Genomic DNA, 17,348 nt, shown 5'->3' on the forward strand with positions numbered 1-17,348 from the left:
CGCCTGGTACGAACTGGATCGGGCTCTGACCGAACATCCCGCACTCTGTACTCTATCGCCTAGTGCGAACAGGATTGTTCGAATGACTATTTCGGCAGGTGGGAATGCAATCGGTGGCCATCATAAGTGGGTATTCCACGCTGCACGGCGCCCTGCGCTCCGCGGAGCGCAATTGGGTAGGTCGGCTCGAATCGGCGCTGTCGGCTGACAACCTCACGGCCGACCATTGGGCGATCCTGTCGCAGTTGTCCACCGACGACGGGATGACGATGTCGGAACTGGCCGCGCAGGCGCGGCTTGCCCCGTCCTCGGCCACCCGGCACGCGGACAACCTGGCCGAACGCGGGCTGATCTTCCGGGTCGCCGCCACCGACGATCGGCGCCGGATCCTGATCGGGTTGAGCAGTCTCGGGGCCAAGCTGGCCGCCAGGATCCGCGCGCAGGAGAAGCTCGCGGAGGAAGAGTTACGGTCGCGCCTCGGGATTCGGCGCTACGGCGAATTACTGGCGGCGCTCGCGGTGATCGCCGAACGCGACGACTGATCCGGGCACGGGACTTTCCGGGGCGGGGTGCCCGGGCGCGGTGTCGTGCCTAGGATCGCAGGATGCCGGTTTCCTTGACAGCGGCCACGGCCAGCGGATTGTGTGCCTTCATCGACGCGTCACCCTCGCCTTTCCATGTGTGCGCGACGGTGGCGGCCGAGCTGGACGGCAACGGGTTCACACCGTTGACCGAGGCGTCGGCGTGGGACGACGCGGGCGGGAAACACTATGTGGTGCGCGGTGGTTCGCTGATCGCGTGGGCTGATTACGACGCGGTGCCCGCTGCCCCGTTCCGGGTGGTCGGCGCGCATACCGACAGCCCCAACCTGCGGGTGAAGCAGCATCCCGACCTGGCGGGGGCCGGTTGGCAGCTGGTCGGGCTCGAGCCGTACGGCGGGGCCTGGCTGAACTCCTGGCTGGACCGGGAGCTCGGGCTGTCGGGGCGGCTCAGTGTGCGCGAGGGTGCGCGGATGCGCGATGTGCTGGTGCGGATCGACGAGCCGATCCTGCGGGTGCCGCAGTTGGCCATTCATCTGTCCGAGGACCGGCGCGGGGTCACCCTCGACCCGCAACGGCACGTGAACGCCATCTGGGGGATCGGCGACGCACCCGCGTCGTTCCTCGACTTCGTCGCCGAGCGGGCCGGGGTCGACGGCGCCGACGTGCTCGGCTGGGAACTCATGACCCACGACCTCGCGTCGAGCACGATCGTCGGTCGCGATCTCGATCTGGTGAGCGCGCCGCGGCTCGACAACCAGGGCACCTGCTACGCCGGGTTGCAGGCCTTCCTCGCGGCCGCCGACGAGCCGGGGGCCGCGACAGCGGTGCTGGTGATGTTCGACCACGAGGAGGTCGGGAGCCAGTCCGATCGTGGGGCGCAATCGGATCTGCTGCCCGCGGTGCTCGAGCGGATCGTGCTGGCCCGTGGTGGTGGGCGCGCGGATTACCTTGCCGCGCTTGCCGGTTCGGTGGTCGCCTCCGGTGATATGGCGCACGCGACGCACCCGAACTACCCGGACCGGCACGAGCCCGCGCATCGCATCGAGGTCGGCGGTGGGCCGGTGCTCAAGGTGAATCAGAACCTGCGCTACGCCACCGACGCGGCGGGCGCTGGTGCGTTCGCGCTCGCGTGCGCGCAGGCGGAGGTGCCGCTGCAGCGCTACGTCCACCGCGCCGATCTGCCCTGCGGCTCGACCATCGGCCCGATGACCGCCGCCCGCACCGGCATGTCGACCGTCGACGTCGGCGCGCCCCAGTTGGCCATGCATTCCTGCCGCGAACTCATGGGCGCGGCCGACGTGCCCGCGTACGCCTCCGCCCTAGCCGCTTTCCTGACCCCCGAAGCGACGGACTGACCTGATCCGGGGTCCGGCCTGAGCAATGAGCTGGTCTGGACGGTGAAGGTCTAGTGACCAACCGTCCAGGTCGGGCTCAGGCAGTCGCGTGTTCTGGTGTGTCCGCGGGCTTTCGATCAGGGCGGTAGGTGATCACCGCGTAGACGATCACGGCGAACGTGGTCCACACGTAACTGCTGCCGATGATCTGCTGCCACCAAGCCCAGGCGAGTTCCTTCTCGTTCGAATGTGGCAGGACCCACTGCGGGCCGACGATGAACATCAGCGTGAACAAGACGACGAGGGTGGTGAAGGCGCGGGAGCGGCGACGGATGGCCAGGCTCACGAAGACGACCAGCGCGGGCGCCACCCAGACCCAGTGATGCGACCACGACACCGGTGAGATCAACAACACCGCGGCCGCGTTCACCAGGAGCGCGCCGACGTCGTTGCCCGCGCCGATCAGGCGGTACATCCACACCGAGGCCAGCGCGATCGTCAACGCCGACAGGCCGATCCACAGGCCCGTCGCCAGCGATTCGTCCATGCCGAGGCGGAACAGGGTGCCCTTGATCGACTGGTTGCCCGCGAAGTAGGGCGTGCCGATGCGGCCGGTGTCGAACACGGTGTGGAACCAGTATTCGACCGAGTCGTTGGGGAACAGCAGGAAGCCGATGCCCACGGCGCCCGCGGCCGACGCGACCATGGTGGCCGCGGCCTTCCAGTCCCGGCGGACCAGGAAATACAGCAGGTAGCCGGCCGGAATCAGCTTGATCGACACCGTGATGCCGATCAGCATCCCGCGTGGCAAGAACGGCTTGCGTACGAGTATGTCGATGGCGACCACGGCCATCAGGATCAGGTTGATCTGGCCGAAGTTGAAGGTCTGGCGGACCGGTTCGAGGTACTGGGCGAAGCCGAGCCCGGCGATCACCACGGTGAGTACCGCGATCCGGTCGAGCTCGGGGCGCACGCGAACCAGCACCAGCCACAGCACGATTCCCAGGCTCGCCAGCGAGGTGAGCAGCACCACGACCTCGGCCACCACCAGCGGCATCAAGGCCAGCGGCACGAAGAACATCGCGGCCAGCGGGGGATAGGTGAACGGCAGCCCGAGGCCGTACACCGGCGGCATCGGGCCGTACAGGTCGCCGCCGTCGAGCCACACGCGCGCACCGTTGCGGTAGACCTGCAGGTCGATGAACCCGTGCCACCAGTGTGCGAGCAGCGCGACGACCGCGGAGACCACGAACAATCCGATGGCGGCGGTCAGCCAGCGTCGTTGACGGTCCGGGTTGTCGGAATTCTGTTCCGAGGAGAGAGAGCTCGGTTCCGCACCTTGCGCGGGAACAGGCGGCTCGACCTGCTCGGTAACCCCCGGTCTTTCGTTCACGGCGCCAGAGTAACGGGTACTCCGATGCCCCAACCGCAAGTGTGACCAGACCGAATCCAGCCACCGTCCCAGCGTGAGGGCAGGACGGGCGGCAGGCGGTTACCCCGCAACCATTAGACTCTGCAGATCAAGTTCCCCCCGGCCGAAAGGACCCTGGTCTCCCGTGACACTGCAGGTCGACACCGTCGCTACCGCCGCAGCCACCCCGGATGCTCCGCAGCCGTACAAGGAACTCGGTCTCAAAGACGACGAGTACGCCCGCATCAAGGAGATTCTGGGCCGTCGGCCCACCGATGCCGAGCTGGCGATGTATTCGGTGATGTGGAGCGAGCACTGCTCCTACAAGTCCTCCAAGGTGCACCTTCGCTACTTCGGTGAGACCACCACCGACGAGATGAAGGCCTCCATGCTGGCCGGGATCGGCGAGAACGCCGGCGTGGTCGACATCGGCGACGGCTGGGCCGTCACCTTCAAGGTGGAAAGCCACAACCACCCGTCCTACGTGGAGCCCTACCAGGGCGCGGCCACCGGCGTCGGCGGCATCGTGCGCGACATCATGGCCATGGGCGCACGCCCGATCGCGGTGATGGACCAGCTGCGCTTCGGCGCGGCGGACGCCCCCGACACCCGTCGCGTGGTCGACGGTGTGGTGCGCGGCGTCGGCGGTTACGGCAACTCCCTCGGCCTGCCCAATGTCGGCGGCGAGACCGTGTTCGACGCCTCCTACCAGGGCAACCCCCTCGTGAACGCGCTGTGCGCGGGCGCGATGCGTGTGGAAGACCTGCACCTGGCCTTCGCCTCGGGCAACGGCAACCGGATCATCCTGTTCGGCGCGCGCACCGGCCTCGACGGCATCGGCGGCGTGTCCGTGCTCGCCTCGGATTCCTTCTCCGGTGACGAGTCCGGCACCGGCCGCAAGAAGCTGCCCGCCGTGCAGGTGGGCGACCCGTTCACCGAGAAGGTGCTCATCGAGTGCTGTCTCGACCTGTACGCGGCCGGGCTGGTCGTCGGCATCCAGGACCTCGGCGGCGCCGGTCTGTCCTGTGCCACGTCCGAACTCGCCGCGGCGGGCGACGGCGGCATGCACATCGACCTGACCAAGGTCCCGCTGCGCGCCAAGCACATGACCCCCGCGGAGATCCTGTCGAGCGAATCGCAGGAGCGCATGTGCGCGGTCGTCACGCCGGAGAACGTGGACGCGTTCATGGCCGTCTGCAAGAAGTGGGACGTGCTGGCCACCGACATCGGTGAGGTCACCGACGGCGACCACCTCGTCATCACCTGGCACGGCGAGACCGTGGTCGACGTGCCGCCACGCACCGTCGCCCACGAGGGCCCGGTGTACGAGCGCCCGGTGCAGCGTCCCGACACCCAGGACGCGCTGATCGCCGACACCACCGCCACCCTGACCCGGCCCAAGACCGGCGACGAGCTGCGCGAGACCTTGCTCACGATGATCGCCAGCCCGCAGCTGTGCAGCCGCAAGTGGATCACCGAGCAGTACGACCGCTACGTGCGCGGCAACACCGTGCTGGCCGAGCACGCCGACGCGGGCGTCGTCCGCATCGACGAGTCCTCCGGCCGTGGTATCGCCCTGGCCACCGACGCGTCGGGCCGCTACACCTTGCTCGACCCGTACACCGGCGCGCAGCTGGCGCTGGCCGAGGCGTTCCGCAATGTCGCCACCACCGGCGCCACCCCCAAGGCCGTCACCAACTGCCTGAACTTCGGTTCGCCGGAGGACCCGGGCGTGATGTGGCAGTTCCAGCAGGCCGTGCGCGGTCTCGCGGATGGTTGTGCGGCGCTGGGCATTCCGGTGACCGGCGGCAACGTGAGCTTCTACAACCAGACCGGCAAGGACGCCATCCTGCCCACCCCGGTGGTCGGCGTGCTCGGCGTGATCGACGATGTACACCGCCGCATCCCGACCGGCCTCGGCATCGAGCCGGGTGAGTCGCTGCTGCTGCTCGGCGACACCCACGACGAGCTGGACGGCTCGATCTGGTCGCAGGTCACCCACGATCACCTCGGTGGCGTGCCGCCGCGGGTCGACTTCGCCCGCGAGCAGCTGCTCTCGGAGGTGCTCACCTCGGGTTCGCGCGACGGCATGATCTCCGCCGCGCACGACCTGTCCGAGGGTGGTCTGGCACAGACCGTCATCGAGGCGGCGCTGGCAGGCGAAACCGGTTGCCGCATCGTGCTTCCCGAGGGTTCGGACCCGTTCGTGCAGCTGTTCTCCGAGTCGGCCGGGCGCGTGCTCGTCGCGGTGCCGCGTTCGGAGGAGACCCGTTTCGCCAAGATGTGCGACGCGCGGCAGTTGCCGTGGGTGCGCATCGGTGTGGTGGACCAGGGTTCGGATTCGGTCGAGGTGCAGGGGCAGTTCTCCGTGACACTCGCCGAATTGCGTGAGGCATTCGAGGGCACGCTGCCTAAGCTGTTCGGAGCCCATACCGCGTGAATTGATCGATGAGGAGTCGAGCTTGACTACAGCGGATACGAGCTCGACTCCTCAGCCGGTCACGCGCGACGACGACGCGCACAAGAACCTCTTCATCCGGGTAATTCACCTGGTGGAGAGGTTTTTTCATCCCAATTACACCGGCCTTGTCGTGGCCACGATGTTCTTCGGGCTGTCACTGACACCCTCGCTGCTGCCGCGTGACTGGTTCTTCCAGGGATTGGTCAGCGGAATCAACGCGACGATCGGCTACGGGCTCGGCTGCTTGCTGGCGTGGGCCTGGCGCAAGTGGGTCGCGCCGCGGATCACCTGGCCCGAGCGGGTGCGCACGGCGTGGGCTCGGCGGCCGAGCTGGCTGCTGGTAGCGCTGAAGATCGCGATCGTGGTGGCGTGCCTGATCTTCGCGGTGCTGATGAGCGTCCAGTCCTCGAAGTGGCAACGGCAGATCACCGACCTGATGGGGATGGAACCGGTGTCCGACGCCGGGTATCCGCGGACCGTGCTGGTCGGCGCGGTGGTGGTCGGTCTGCTGATCTGGATCTCGCGACTGGTGGTTCGGCTGGTGCGCACGGTGACCCGGGTGCTGAACCAGTGGGTGCGGATCCCGGCGGCGTTCGCCCGGCCGCTCGGGGTGCTCGTCGTGGTGGTGGCCGCGGTGCTGTTGTTCAACGGCGTGTTGGCGAAAGGCTTTTTCGCCGTGGCCAATTCGGCGTTCAGCGCGCGCAACAGCCACACCTCGGAGAACGCGGTCCAGCCGACGCTGCCCGAACGATCCGGTAGCCCTGAGTCTTTGGCCAAGTGGGAGACATTGGGTTCGGAGGGGCGGTGGTTCGTGGCCAACGCGCCGACCGCCCTCGCTATCGGTCAGGTAACCGGAAAGCCCGCACGCGAACCGATTCGGGTCTACGCGGGGCTGGAATCCGCCGATGGCGTCGAGGCGCAGACCGACGTGGCCCTCGCCGAACTCGAGCGCACCAAGGCCTTCGAACGCGAGGCGCTCGTGGTGATCAGCACCACCGGCACCGGCTGGGTCGATACGACCAGCGCCGTGGCGGTCGAATTGATGTACGGCGGCGACACCGCCCTGGTGGCGACGCAGTACTCGTATCTGCCCAGCGCGCTGTCGTTCCTGTCCGACCGGGACAAGTCGATGACCATGGGGCGCACGCTGTTCGACAAGGTGTACGACCGCTGGTCGGCGCTGCCCGCGGAAACCAGGCCCAAGCTGCTGGTCTACGGCGAGAGCCTCGGTTCGCAGGGGTCGGAGGGCGCGTTCTCCGGGCTGGCCGATATCCGCAACCGCGCCGACGGCGTGCTGTGGGTGGGGCCGCCCAATTCCAATCGGCTGTGGTCGGAATTCGTGACCAGACGAGACCCCGGCACCGACGAGATTGCCCCGATCTACGCCGACGGGATGTCGGTGCGGTTCGCCGCGAACGCCGATCGGCTCGCGCAGCCGACGCCGACCTGGAACGACCCGCGCATCGTCTATCTGCAACACGCTTCCGATCCGGTGGTGTGGTGGTCACCGGATCTGCTGTTCAGTCAGCCGGATTGGTTGCGGGAGAAGCGCGGACCCGATGTGTCACCGGCGATGTCGTGGTATCCGATTGTCACATTCTGGCAGGTGGCCGCGGATCTGCCACGCGCGCAGACTGTTTCGGAAGGACACGGTCACAACTACGGCAATGTCGTGCCCGAAGCCTGGGCGGCGGTAGCCCAACCACCGGATTACACACCGGAATTGGCGGCCCGGATCGAGACGTTCGTCGCCGAGGCCGCTGCCACCGAACGGCAGTTGAAGTGACGAACCGGGGCAGCACCGAACCCCTCGATCGGAGCTGCCCCGGTCTTCTCACGACACCGATTTGAACGGATTGTGTTCGGCGATCAGCTGTTCCAGCCGTGCCTCATCGATCCGGCCGATCAGTGACTGAGTCTCCTGCTGGTCGCGCACGACCTTGGCGAGGGTGAAGCAGCTGGTCACCAGGAACAGGCCCGACATCGCCAGGAACGCGCGCTGCCAGCCGTCCAGCGGCAGGTAGGCGATTCCGACGCCGGTCCCGAACAGGCTGACAGCGAACGCGATCGCGGCCTGGGCCATGTAGGCCGAGGTGTTCTTCGGCTTGGTGTTTGTGCTCATGGTTGCCAGTGTGCTGATCTGGCGCTTCGCGATCGCGCGTACAACTACTCGAGTGCGGTACGTAGTTTGTGAGCGGCTCCGCAGTCACAAATCCGGTTGATTGTCGGTACCGGCCGCCATACTGGGGCGGTGACCGAGCGCGCTTCGACTTCCGCGATGCTGCGTGCGCGCGGCGGCGTTCTCGCGCGGCGCGTAGAAGATGCCGTCGATCTGAATTATGTCGGATTGGTGCTGGCGACGCTGTTTTTCGGGCTCTCGGTGACGCCCTCGCTGGTGCCGCGTGACTGGCTTTTCCAGGGGCTGATCAGCGGGATCAACGCCGCGATCGGGTACGGGCTCGGGTGTGTGCTCGAATGGGTGTTCCGGCGGTGGGTGCGGGCCCGGCTGCCGATTCCCAGCCCGTCGGATCGGCTGCGGTATGCCATCAAAGCGACCGTGTTGGTGGGGTGTGCGCTGGTCGCGGCGGTGATGCTGGTGCAGTCGGCGCGGTGGCAGCGTGAGATCACCTCGCTGATGGGGATGGCGGGGACCACCACGCCCGCGTATCTGCGGACCGGCCTGCTCAGTGTGGCTGTCGGCGTTGCGGTGGTGGCCGCGTATCGGACGGTTCGGGTCATGGTGCTCGGGCTGGCTCGTCAGCTCAATCGGTGGGTGCGGGTGCCGCGCGAAGTGGCCCCGGCGGCCGGGTTGCTGGTGCTGGTTGTGCTCACGGTGACGATCTTCAACGGTGTCGCCTCGCAGGCGTTCTTCGCGGTGGCCAACTCGGCGTTCAGCGTGCGCAACGATCGGACCACGCCGTACGCGGTGCAGCCCATCGCGCCGGAGCGTTCGGGGAGCCCCGGGTCGCTCGCGCCGTGGCAGACATTGGGGTTCGAGGGGCGGTGGTTCGTTTCCAACGGACCGAGTGCCGCCGCGATCACCGAGGTGACGGGAAAGACCGCGCGCGAACCTATTCGGGCGTACGTGGGGTTGGAGTCGGTGACTCGGGACCAGACCGCGGCGCAGCTGGCGGTCGCCGAACTCGAACGGACGAAGGCCTTCGAACGTGCGGCGATGGTGGTGGTCACGACTACCGGGACCGGCTGGGTCAACGGGATGGCGGCGGGGGCTGTGGAGTATCTCTACGGCGGTGATACGGCGATCGTGGCGACCCAGTTCTCCTATCTGCCCAGCGTGCTCTCGTTCCTGTCGGACCGGGAGAAAGCGGCCGCGGCCAGCCGGGAGCTGTTCGACGCGGTGTACGAGCGGTGGTCGGCCCAGCCGGAAGGGCAGCGGCCGAAGTTGTTCGTCTATGGGGAGAGTCTGGGTTCGCAGGGGTCGGAGGAGGCGTTCGACGGGCTGGCCGATCTGCGCGAGGAGGTCGATGGTGCGTTGTGGGTCGGACCGCCGAATTCGAATCGGTTGTGGAGCCAGTTCGTCGATCGCCGCGATCCGGGGTCGCCCGAGGTGGCGCCGGTGTACGCGGACGGATTGGTCGTTCGATTCGCCGATGACGCAACTGATTTCGATAGCTCAGAGCCGTGGCGTGCACCTCGCATCGCCTATCTGCAACATCCCTCCGACCCGATCGTGTGGTGGTCGGCCGATCTGATCTTCACGCGGCCGGATTGGTTGAGCGAGCCACGCGGTTCCGATGTGTCCACGCAGATGCGGTGGGCGCCGTTCGTGACGTTCTGGCAGGTCACGGCCGATCTCACCAACGCGCAGGGGGTCGTCGACGGGCACGGGCATCGGTACGGGAGTTTGGTACTGGACGGGTGGTTGGCCGTCGTCGCGCCTACCGGCGTCAGTGGTGATGTTGTCGAAAGTATCCGTGCCGCACTGGAATCGGCGGAGACCTACGAGCGGGAGGTGAAGTGAGAAGACTTGAAGGTGTTGCGGCGCTGATCCTTCCGCTGCTCTGGAGCAACCGAGTCCTGCCTGCCCTCGATCTCCCACTGCGCGGCCGCACCGCGGCGAATGTCGCCTTCGCGACGGGATACACAAAGCTCTTCCGGGGCAACCCGAACTGGTTGTCGCCCAGTGGGTTCCGATGGGGACTGAGTAGTGCGGCCGTAGTGCTCACCGGCTATGCCGTCGCCCTGGCGATCCCTTCGCTCCGACGCCTCCCACTCGAAATCGCCGCCCGCGCACCGGAAACCTCAACCCTGGAATGGATTGCCCTGCACATCCCCGTAGGCACCGTCCTGGCCGAAGAAGCGATCTTCCGGGGCACCCTCGACCCCGTGCTCGCCGAGAGTGCAGGCGCCCCGGTGATCAGTGCCATCGACTTCGGGCTGTGGCACATCCAACCGGCAAGAGCCGCAGGCGACTCGGTACTCCCGACGATCCTGGCCACCACCCTCGCCGGGCTAGTCTTCACCGAACTCCGTCGGCGGTCGGGCAGTGCGACCGCACCCGCGCTCCTGCATCTGGCGATCAATGCCGGGGGAGCGCTCGCGCCGGCCGCTGCCCGGTGGGTCGATGGGCTGGGGCGCTAGCTCAGGCCGTGGCGACGAAACCGGCGACGGCCTCGGTGAAGGCGTCGTTGTCGTCGCCCGCGGCGGTGTGGGCCGCCGCGCTGATCTCGGCCAGGCGGGCGTGCGGTGCGAGGGCGAGGAATGCCGCGGCGCCCTCGTCGCTGACGACATCGGACTTGCCGCCGCGGATCAGCAGAACCGGGATGGTCAGCGCCTCGGCGGCGGCTTCCATCTCGACGATGCGGGCGTCCGGGTCGTCGTTGACGTCGCTGATCAGGTCGGGGTCCCAGTGCCAGTACCAGCGGCCGTCACGCTGACGCAGGCTGCGCAGCAGGCCGTCGGAATTGTCGGGGCGCGGGCGGTGCGGCAGGTAGGCGGCGACCGCGTCGGCCACCTGGTCGAGGGTGTCGAAGCCGTCGCGGTGTCTGCCGAGGAAGTCCATCACGCGCGCCACCCCCGCGGATTCCGAGCGGGGCACGATGTCGACCAGGACGAGCGCACGGATCGCGCTGCCACCCGGCTTCGCCGTGGCGAGCAGCCCGGTGATCCCGCCCATGCTCGCCCCGACGACCACCGCACCCGCCTCCCGCGTCGCACCGAGCTGCTCGAGCACGGTGTGCAGGTCGGCGACCATCACATCCCGGGAGTAATCCGCCGTCGGCGACCAATCACTGTCACCGTGCCCGCGCGCGTCGACGGTGACAACGCGCATCCCCGCCGCCGCGAGCGCCCGCCCGGTCCGCTTCCACGAATACCGGTTCTGACCACCACCGTGCAGCATCACGACCAACGGGCCGTCCTCGGCACCGAAGCTGTCGGCGACCAGGGTGAGCCCGTCGGCAGCGCGCAATCGCAGCGTTGTCGGCTCTAGGGGACCGGTGACACTCATAGGACGAATGTACGACGCGCCCCACCCACCCTCGCCGTCGGGCGATAGATCGGTGGCGGGAGCCAGTGGTTCAGCTGTCGGACCTGGTCCAGGTCAGGTACTCGGCGTCGCTGGAGGGCGTGCCGTTCCACGGGTGCGCCAGGAAGTCCTCGTCGCGCACTTCGGTGCGACCCGGGAGGTGGGCGCAGACGCAGGCGATGGTCAATGTGGCTGTGCGGGAGCCGAGTTCGTCGGCCTTGAGGTCGTGGGCCAGGTCGGTGGCGACCGGGAGGAGGTCGTTCATCGTTGCGGTACCCGGCAGGCAGAGGTCGAGGTACAAGTCGACCGCGCCCGGTCGATCGGGCGACACGGCTGATCTTCCCGCGGCTATGCGGACATCCGGTGGGAGGCGGGTGCGCTGCATGAATTTCGACAGGTCGAATCCGGCGATCGTTTGTGGGCCGGTCACGAATTTGCCCTGACACGCCAGAACGGTCTGTGGCGGTTCAGGCGGGGTGGTGTCGTCGGGTGTCTGGCAGGCGGCGATCAGGGTCGCGACCGAGATCGAGAGCAAGGCTGTCACACGTCTCATCAAGAATCACGCTAGCGCGTGTTCGCCGTTGACCGCCGGAAATGCTCGGGTCGGTAGCGTCTCGGGTATGGCTGGACGGAATGTGGTTGATCCCGCGGAGGTGCGGGCGGCTGTGTTGGGTGTGGGGGAGTGGTTGCGGGATCCGGGGTTGCCGGTGCCGGGGCGGCGGGAGTTGGGGGCGGCGGTGAAGGGGACGGTGCGGGCGTTGGCGGGCAGTGCGCCGGGGCATTCGGTGGAGGTTCGGGTGCCGCCGTTCGTGGCGGTGCAATGTATCGAGGGGCCTCGGCATACCAGGGGGAATCCGCCGAATGTGGTGGAGACCGATGCTCGGACCTGGTTGTTGCTGGCTACCGGGCTGCTCGGATTCGACGACGCGGTGCAGGCGGGGATGGTGAGCGCGTCGGGGACCAGAGCGGGGGAGATCGCGGGGTGGCTGCCGATTGTGCCGCTGCCAACGCGGACCGACCCGGCCGCCGGGTAGCGGCAGCCGGGTCGCCGGGCTCAGGCGGCCGCGGTGTGCTTGCGGTGCAGGCCCTTGTAGTCGTAGTAGCGGGTGATGATCGTGCCCAATACGACGGCGATCGCGATGCCGAGCAGCGACATCCAGATGCCGCGATCGAGACCCGCCGCGTAGCCGGCGTCGAAGTACAGGATCGAGCGGACACCGAGGAACACCTGGTGCATCGGCTCGAATTCGGCGAGCCACGCGAGGTAGGTCGGCGTCGCCTCGATCGGGACGGTACCGCCGGAGGACGGCAGCCCGAGGATGACGAACAGGGTCAGGTTCACCAGCAGACCCGCGGTACCGAGGGCGGCCAGCGTCATGAGGGCGGTCCAGCCGACAGCGATCATCGCGAGCACCGAGAACAGGAACAGCGCGAGCGGATTGTCGACCGGCATGCCAACCACCTTCGCCACCAGCAGGAACACCAGCGAAACAACCACTGAGACCAGCGCGGATACCCCCCATTTGATGAGCAGGGTGCGAAAGCGCGAGATCGGGGTCGGCGGATAGTGCACCGACCAGGGGCCGTACTCGGTGGGCATGAAGCCGAGCTGGGAATCGATCATCGTGTGGATGACCATCGCCCCGACCATGCCTGCCAGCAGCAGCAGTAGCGAGTAGAAGAACGCGGTCAGGCCGATCCCGGTGCCGCTCGGCAGCGGACGGAAGTCCTGCGCGACCACATCGATCGGACTCTCGAGGGTGATCATCGCCGCGCCGGACACCTGCGGCGGCGGTGCGCCCGCCGGTGTCTCGGCCAGAGTGGCCTGTACCTGCTCGGTCAGTTGGATGCCGACCTGCTTGTCGACCTCGGTCAGCGCCTGGTCGCCGATGCGCTGCATGATCCCGACGCCGTAGGCGCCCATGCGCGGATTGGACTGCAGGGTGATGATCGGCCGTTCCATCTCGCCGGGCACGATGCTGCCCGTACCGAGAATGCCCAGGCGTTTGCTGAAATCGCCGGGGATGATGATCGCGCCGTACACCTGCCCGGTGCGCAGCAACTGTTCGGACTCCGATTTTCCGACGACGCGCAGATCCACCTTGTCGGCAGGCACACCGGCGACGAGCGCGTCGGTGACCTGCTTGCCGAAATCGACCTGCTTGCGCTGATCACCCGAGCCCATCACGTCGCCGACATCGGAATTGACCAGCGCGATCGGGAAGTCGTGCAGATTCTTCTCCGGGTCGGCGATATAGCCCAGGTACATCACGCCGAGCAGGGCGGTGAGCACGGTCAGCACCGCAGTGGGCGAGAGCACGATCCGGGCCCAGTGACGCCGATCGATGATCGATGTGGGGAAAGTCGCTTCGCGAGCGGGTGCCTGACCGGAATCAATCAGCTCCGCGTTGGTGTTCTTACTATCCGACCCGGTTTCACCGGCTGCAACGTGTGCACTGTCGTCCGTCACGATCCGCACCGTAACAGCTATTTGTGGCCGATCGGCGAGTTCGTGACCAGTGGATTGCTGCCGGGATGCGAGCGCGCGTACTGCCTGCTGCAGATGACCCGTAGACTGACTAGTGCCCCCAGCCCGCCCGAACAGGGAGCAAACGGTGACCGACGTCGATCCCACGATCGTCCCCACGCCCAATACCCCCGACGAGATCGAACACGACCCTCGCGAGGAGTGTGGCGTCTTCGGCGTCTGGGCTCCCGACGAAGACGTGGCCAAGCTCACCTACTACGGCCTGTACGCCCTGCAGCATCGCGGGCAGGAGGCGGCCGGAATCGCCGTTTCCGATGGTTCCCAGATCCTGGTCTTCAAGGATCTCGGCCTGGTCTCCCAGGTCTTCGACGAGCAGACTCTCGCGGCCATGCCGGGGCATATCGCCGTCGGACACTGTCGCTACTCCACCACCGGTGGCGTCACCTGGGAGAACGCGCAGCCGATCTTCCGCACCACCTCCGTCGGCTCCGGCCTGGCGCTGGGCCACAACGGCAACCTGGTGAACACCGCCGAATTGGCCGGTCGCGCACGCGAACTCGGCCTGATCGGCGCCGGTGTGATCGACGGTCGCCCGCAGATGACCGGCGCCACCTCCGACTCCGACATCGTCACCGCGCTGCTGGCGCACGCCTCGGCGGACTCCAGCATCGAAGCCGCCGCGATGGAACTGCTGCCGCAGTTGCGCGGCGCGTTCTGCCTCACCTTCATGGACGAGCACACCCTCTACGCCGCGCGGGATCCGCACGGCGTGCGCCCGCTGGTGCTGGGCCGGCTCGATCGTGGCTGGGTGGTCGCGTCCGAGACCGCCGCGCTCGACATTGTCGGCGCCGCGTTCGTCCGCGAGATCGAGCCCGGCGAGCTGCTGGCCATCGACTCCGACGGTGTGCGCTCCATGCGCTTCGCCAATCCCGAGCCCAAGGGTTGCGTCTTCGAGTACGTGTACCTGGCGCGTCCCGACACCACGATCGCCGGTCGCTCGGTGCACTCCACCCGGGTGGAGATCGGCCGCAAGCTGGCCAAGGAGCATCCGGTCGACGCCGACCTGGTGATCCCGGTGCCCGAGTCGGGTACGCCCGCCGCGGTCGGGTACGCCCAGGGCTCCGGCATTCCGTACGGCCAGGGCCTGATGAAGAACGCCTACGTGGGCCGCACCTTCATTCAGCCCAGCCAGACGATCCGTCAGCTGGGTATCCGGCTCAAGCTCAACCCGTTGAAGGAAGTGATCCGCGGCAAGCGGCTGATCGTCGTCGACGACTCCATCGTGCGCGGCAACACCCAGCGCGCGCTGATCCGCATGCTGCGTGAGGCGGGTGCGCTCGAGATCCACGTGCGCATCGCGTCGCCGCCGGTGAAGTGGCCCTGCTTCTACGGCATCGACTTCGCCTCGCGCGCGGAGCTGATCGCCAACGGCACCGGTGCCGACGACAGCTATGCCGACATGGTCGAGAACGTGCGCCGCTCCATCGGCGCCGACACCCTCGGCTACGTCTCCACCGAGGGCATGATCGCCGCCACCGAACAGCCGCGCTCGCGACTGTGCACCGCCTGCTTCACCGGCGACTACCCGATCGAACTGCCGCCGGAGGCCGCCATCGGCAAGAACGTGCTCGAGGGGATGCTCTCGGGCAAGGCCGAGTCGAAGCTGTTGGGCGAGAACGCGAACGTGGACGCGCTCAGTCGTCCATAGCGCACGCCGACGCTACACCGCACCAGAGGGGCCGGACAGGATAAACCTGATCGGCCCCTTTTGTGTTGTGTACGAGAGTAATTCCGGTGACCGGCAATTTCGTAAGATTAGTTCATAACATGGCGGCAGTAATTCGGACCATTTGAAACTGGCCGGTAATGGATCACCTGTACGGTCCCTCGATATATCGCTAGCTCACCATGTAGTCGTCGCTCCTGTGATCCGGGTGCGACGGCTGCGCGGCGTTCGAGAATGGGACCTGATGTTGAACAAGGCACGAAGTACGCGCGCGAAACAAATTGCCGCGGTGGGTATTACCGTCGCTGTCGCCGCCGCGCTGGCCGGTTGTGGCTCTGGCCGCACCGATGAAGCAGGCTCCGGTGCGGGCCTGGTCGTCGGTACCACCGACAAGATCTTCTCGCTCGATCCCGCCGCGGCGTACGACAACGGTTCGCTGCTGGTGGAGAACCAGATCTATTCGTATCTGCTGAACTTCGCGCCGGGCGATACCACGCCCAAGCCCGATGCGGCGGAAAAGTGCGAATTCACCACTCCGACGGTCTATACCTGCAAGATCAAATCCGGGCTGAAATTCGCCAACGGTAACCCGTTGACCGCCAAGAGCGTGAAGTTCTCCTTCGACCGGATGATCAAGATCAACGACCCGCACGGTCCGGCCTCGCTGCTCGGCAATCTCGACAAGACCGACATGATCGACGATCTCACCGTCGCGTTCACACTCAAGGTCGCCAACGATCAGACCTTCCCGACGATCCTGCCGACTCAGGCGGGCCCGATCGTGGACGAGAAGGTCTTCCCAGCCGACAAGGTCGCCACCGACGACGAGGTCGTCGCCGCCAAGGGCTACTCCGGCCCGTACACGATCTCGAGCTACGACAAGAACAAGCTGGTCGAATACCAGGCCAACCCCGACTACCAGGGCATCCTCGGCACGCCGAAGAACACCACGGTGTCGACCAAGTACTACGCCACCTCCGACAACCTGAAGCTGGACCTGCAGAACGGCGCCATCGACGTCGGCTACCGCTCGTTCACCCCCACCGATATCGACTCCCTGCGAGCCGATTCCAAGGTGAAGGTCACCGACGGCCCCGGCGGCGAGCTGCGCTACGTCGTGTTCAACATGAACACCATGCCGGGCGACACGCCGGCGCAGAAGCTGGCCGTGCGCAAGGCATTCGCGTCGTCGGTCGACCGCGAGGCGCTGGCCGCCGGCGTCTACAAGGGCACCTACCAGCCCGCCTTCGGCTACGTGCCCGCCGGCATGGCCGGTTCGGCCGAGCCGCTCAAGGATCTCTACGGCGCGAAGCCGGACAAGGTCGCGGCCGCGAAGTTCCTCGCCGACGCGGGCGTCGCCACCCCGGTGACGCTGAACCTGCAGTACAACCCCGACCACTACGGCTCCAGCTCTTCGGAGGAGTACGCGGCGGTCAAGTCCCAGCTCGAGGCCTCCGGCCTGTTCAAGGTGAACCTGCAGTCCACCGAGTGGGTGACCTACCAGAAGGAGCGTGCCTCCGACGGTTACCCGATGTACCAGTTCGGCTGGTTCCCGGACTTCCCGGACGCCGACAACTACCTGACGCCGTTCTTCGGCCCGAACAACTTCCTGCAGTCGCACTTCGAGAACCCCGGCATCAACGCTCAACTGACCGCCGAGGCCACCGAATCCGACCCGACGAAGCGGACCGAGCTCCTGAAGAAGATCCAGACGGATCTGGCGCAGAACTTCCTGCCGACCCTGCCGCTGCTCTCGGGTAAGCAGGTGGCGGTGTCGAAGCCGGGCGTCTCCGGTGTCGATCAGACCCTCGACGGCTCCTTCAAGTTCCGCTTCACGGTGCTGAGCAAGTAAGCGACGCGCAAGTGAGTGACGTTGCCGCTGCGCCCGGATCACCGGT

The 17,348-nt window shown here is 67.0% G+C and carries 14 protein-coding genes; 9 read left to right on the forward strand and 5 right to left on the reverse strand.

The window, feature by feature from the left end; all coding sequences use genetic code 11:
• Nucleotides 1–104 precede the first annotated feature (104 nt).
• Nucleotides 105–542: a MarR family winged helix-turn-helix transcriptional regulator gene (locus tag ACFWO8_RS28195; protein ID WP_378914051.1), complete on the forward strand. Its 438-nt coding sequence runs from the start codon at nucleotides 105–107 to the stop codon at nucleotides 540–542.
• Nucleotides 543–604: 62 nt separating this feature from the next.
• The gene (locus tag ACFWO8_RS28200; RefSeq protein ID WP_378967049.1) at nucleotides 605–1,897 is read left to right on the forward strand and encodes a M18 family aminopeptidase; all 1,293 of its coding nucleotides are present in this window, start codon (nucleotides 605–607) and stop codon (nucleotides 1,895–1,897) included.
• A gap of 76 nt (nucleotides 1,898–1,973) precedes the next feature.
• Here ACFWO8_RS28200 and ACFWO8_RS28205 read toward each other — a convergent pair whose 3' ends face one another.
• Complete coding sequence (locus tag ACFWO8_RS28205) at nucleotides 1,974–3,269, reverse strand: glycosyltransferase 87 family protein (RefSeq protein WP_378967059.1); 1,296 nt, start codon at nucleotides 3,267–3,269, stop codon at nucleotides 1,974–1,976.
• 163 nt (nucleotides 3,270–3,432) lie between these two features.
• Here ACFWO8_RS28205 and purL point away from each other — a divergent pair, with 163 nt between their 5' ends.
• Both purL and ACFWO8_RS28215 read left to right on the forward strand, forming a co-directional pair.
• Entirely contained in the window at nucleotides 3,433–5,727 is a 2,295-nt protein-coding gene (purL, locus tag ACFWO8_RS28210; RefSeq protein WP_378967071.1) for a phosphoribosylformylglycinamidine synthase subunit PurL, read from the forward strand.
• Nucleotides 5,728–5,749: 22 nt separating this feature from the next.
• Nucleotides 5,750–7,534 carry an alpha/beta hydrolase gene (locus ACFWO8_RS28215; protein WP_378967079.1) on the forward strand — a complete coding sequence of 595 codons (1,785 nt, stop codon included), beginning with the start codon at nucleotides 5,750–5,752 and terminating at the stop codon, nucleotides 7,532–7,534.
• A 48-nt stretch (nucleotides 7,535–7,582) separates the two neighbouring features.
• Here the strand turns inward: ACFWO8_RS28215 and ACFWO8_RS28220 are convergent, their stop codons facing one another.
• On the reverse strand, nucleotides 7,583–7,870 hold the full coding sequence (locus ACFWO8_RS28220) for a YiaA/YiaB family inner membrane protein (protein WP_378967088.1): 288 nt from the start codon (nucleotides 7,868–7,870) through the stop codon (nucleotides 7,583–7,585).
• A gap of 156 nt (nucleotides 7,871–8,026) precedes the next feature.
• On the opposite strand from ACFWO8_RS28220, the gene ACFWO8_RS28225 reads away from it, so the two are divergent.
• Nucleotides 8,027–9,730 (forward strand): alpha/beta hydrolase, encoded by a 1,704-nt coding sequence (locus ACFWO8_RS28225; RefSeq protein WP_378967981.1) that lies wholly within the window; start codon nucleotides 8,027–8,029, stop codon nucleotides 9,728–9,730.
• Nucleotides 9,727–10,350: a CPBP family intramembrane glutamic endopeptidase gene (locus tag ACFWO8_RS28230; protein WP_378967095.1), complete on the forward strand. Its 624-nt coding sequence runs from the start codon at nucleotides 9,727–9,729 to the stop codon at nucleotides 10,348–10,350. Before ACFWO8_RS28225 ends, ACFWO8_RS28230 begins: the two co-directional genes overlap by 4 nt.
• Nucleotide 10,351: 1 nt before the next feature.
• Here ACFWO8_RS28230 and ACFWO8_RS28235 read toward each other — a convergent pair whose 3' ends face one another.
• Nucleotides 10,352–11,218 (reverse strand): alpha/beta fold hydrolase, encoded by an 867-nt coding sequence (locus ACFWO8_RS28235; protein WP_378967101.1) that lies wholly within the window; start codon nucleotides 11,216–11,218, stop codon nucleotides 10,352–10,354.
• Nucleotides 11,219–11,288: 70 nt separating this feature from the next.
• Nucleotides 11,289–11,789: a hypothetical protein gene (locus ACFWO8_RS28240; RefSeq protein ID WP_378967106.1), complete on the reverse strand. Its 501-nt coding sequence runs from the start codon at nucleotides 11,787–11,789 to the stop codon at nucleotides 11,289–11,291.
• Nucleotides 11,790–11,856: 67 nt separating this feature from the next.
• On the opposite strand from ACFWO8_RS28240, the gene ACFWO8_RS28245 reads away from it, so the two are divergent.
• Nucleotides 11,857–12,270, forward strand: coding sequence for a sterol carrier family protein (locus ACFWO8_RS28245; protein ID WP_378967113.1), 414 nt, complete (start codon nucleotides 11,857–11,859; stop codon nucleotides 12,268–12,270).
• Nucleotides 12,271–12,290: 20 nt separating this feature from the next.
• Here the strand turns inward: ACFWO8_RS28245 and ACFWO8_RS28250 are convergent, their stop codons facing one another.
• The gene (locus tag ACFWO8_RS28250; protein ID WP_378967120.1) at nucleotides 12,291–13,706 is read right to left on the reverse strand and encodes a YhgE/Pip domain-containing protein; all 1,416 of its coding nucleotides are present in this window, start codon (nucleotides 13,704–13,706) and stop codon (nucleotides 12,291–12,293) included.
• A gap of 145 nt (nucleotides 13,707–13,851) precedes the next feature.
• On the opposite strand from ACFWO8_RS28250, the gene purF reads away from it, so the two are divergent.
• Together purF and ACFWO8_RS28260 are read left to right on the forward strand one after the other, a co-directional pair.
• Nucleotides 13,852–15,432, forward strand: coding sequence for an amidophosphoribosyltransferase (purF, locus tag ACFWO8_RS28255; protein WP_378967130.1), 1,581 nt, complete (start codon nucleotides 13,852–13,854; stop codon nucleotides 15,430–15,432).
• A 262-nt stretch (nucleotides 15,433–15,694) separates the two neighbouring features.
• Nucleotides 15,695–17,302, forward strand: a complete 1,608-nt coding sequence (locus ACFWO8_RS28260) for an ABC transporter substrate-binding protein (RefSeq protein ID WP_378967139.1) — start codon at nucleotides 15,695–15,697, stop codon at nucleotides 17,300–17,302.
• Nucleotides 17,303–17,348: the final 46 nt, after the last annotated feature.

The sequence above is a fragment of the Nocardia sp. NPDC058480 genome, from assembly GCF_042720495.1.
GTDB lineage: Bacteria > Actinomycetota > Actinomycetes > Mycobacteriales > Mycobacteriaceae > Nocardia.

Excerpts from the sequence above, each read along its gene's own strand:
- ACFWO8_RS28195 (WP_378914051.1), top strand. The coding sequence starts at position 105 with ATGCAATCGGTGGCCATCATAAGTGGGTATTCCACGCTGCACGGCGCC.
- ACFWO8_RS28200 (WP_378967049.1), top strand. The coding sequence starts at position 605 with ATGCCGGTTTCCTTGACAGCGGCCACGGCCAGCGGATTGTGTGCCTTC.
- ACFWO8_RS28220 (WP_378967088.1), bottom strand. The coding sequence starts at position 7,870 with ATGAGCACAAACACCAAGCCGAAGAACACCTCGGCCTACATGGCCCAG.
- ACFWO8_RS28225 (WP_378967981.1), top strand. The coding sequence starts at position 8,027 with ATGCTGCGTGCGCGCGGCGGCGTTCTCGCGCGGCGCGTAGAAGATGCC.
- ACFWO8_RS28235 (WP_378967101.1), bottom strand. The coding sequence starts at position 11,218 with ATGAGTGTCACCGGTCCCCTAGAGCCGACAACGCTGCGATTGCGCGCT.
- ACFWO8_RS28240 (WP_378967106.1), bottom strand. The coding sequence starts at position 11,789 with ATGAGACGTGTGACAGCCTTGCTCTCGATCTCGGTCGCGACCCTGATC.
- ACFWO8_RS28245 (WP_378967113.1), top strand. The coding sequence starts at position 11,857 with ATGGCTGGACGGAATGTGGTTGATCCCGCGGAGGTGCGGGCGGCTGTG.
- ACFWO8_RS28260 (WP_378967139.1), top strand. The coding sequence starts at position 15,695 with ATGTTGAACAAGGCACGAAGTACGCGCGCGAAACAAATTGCCGCGGTG.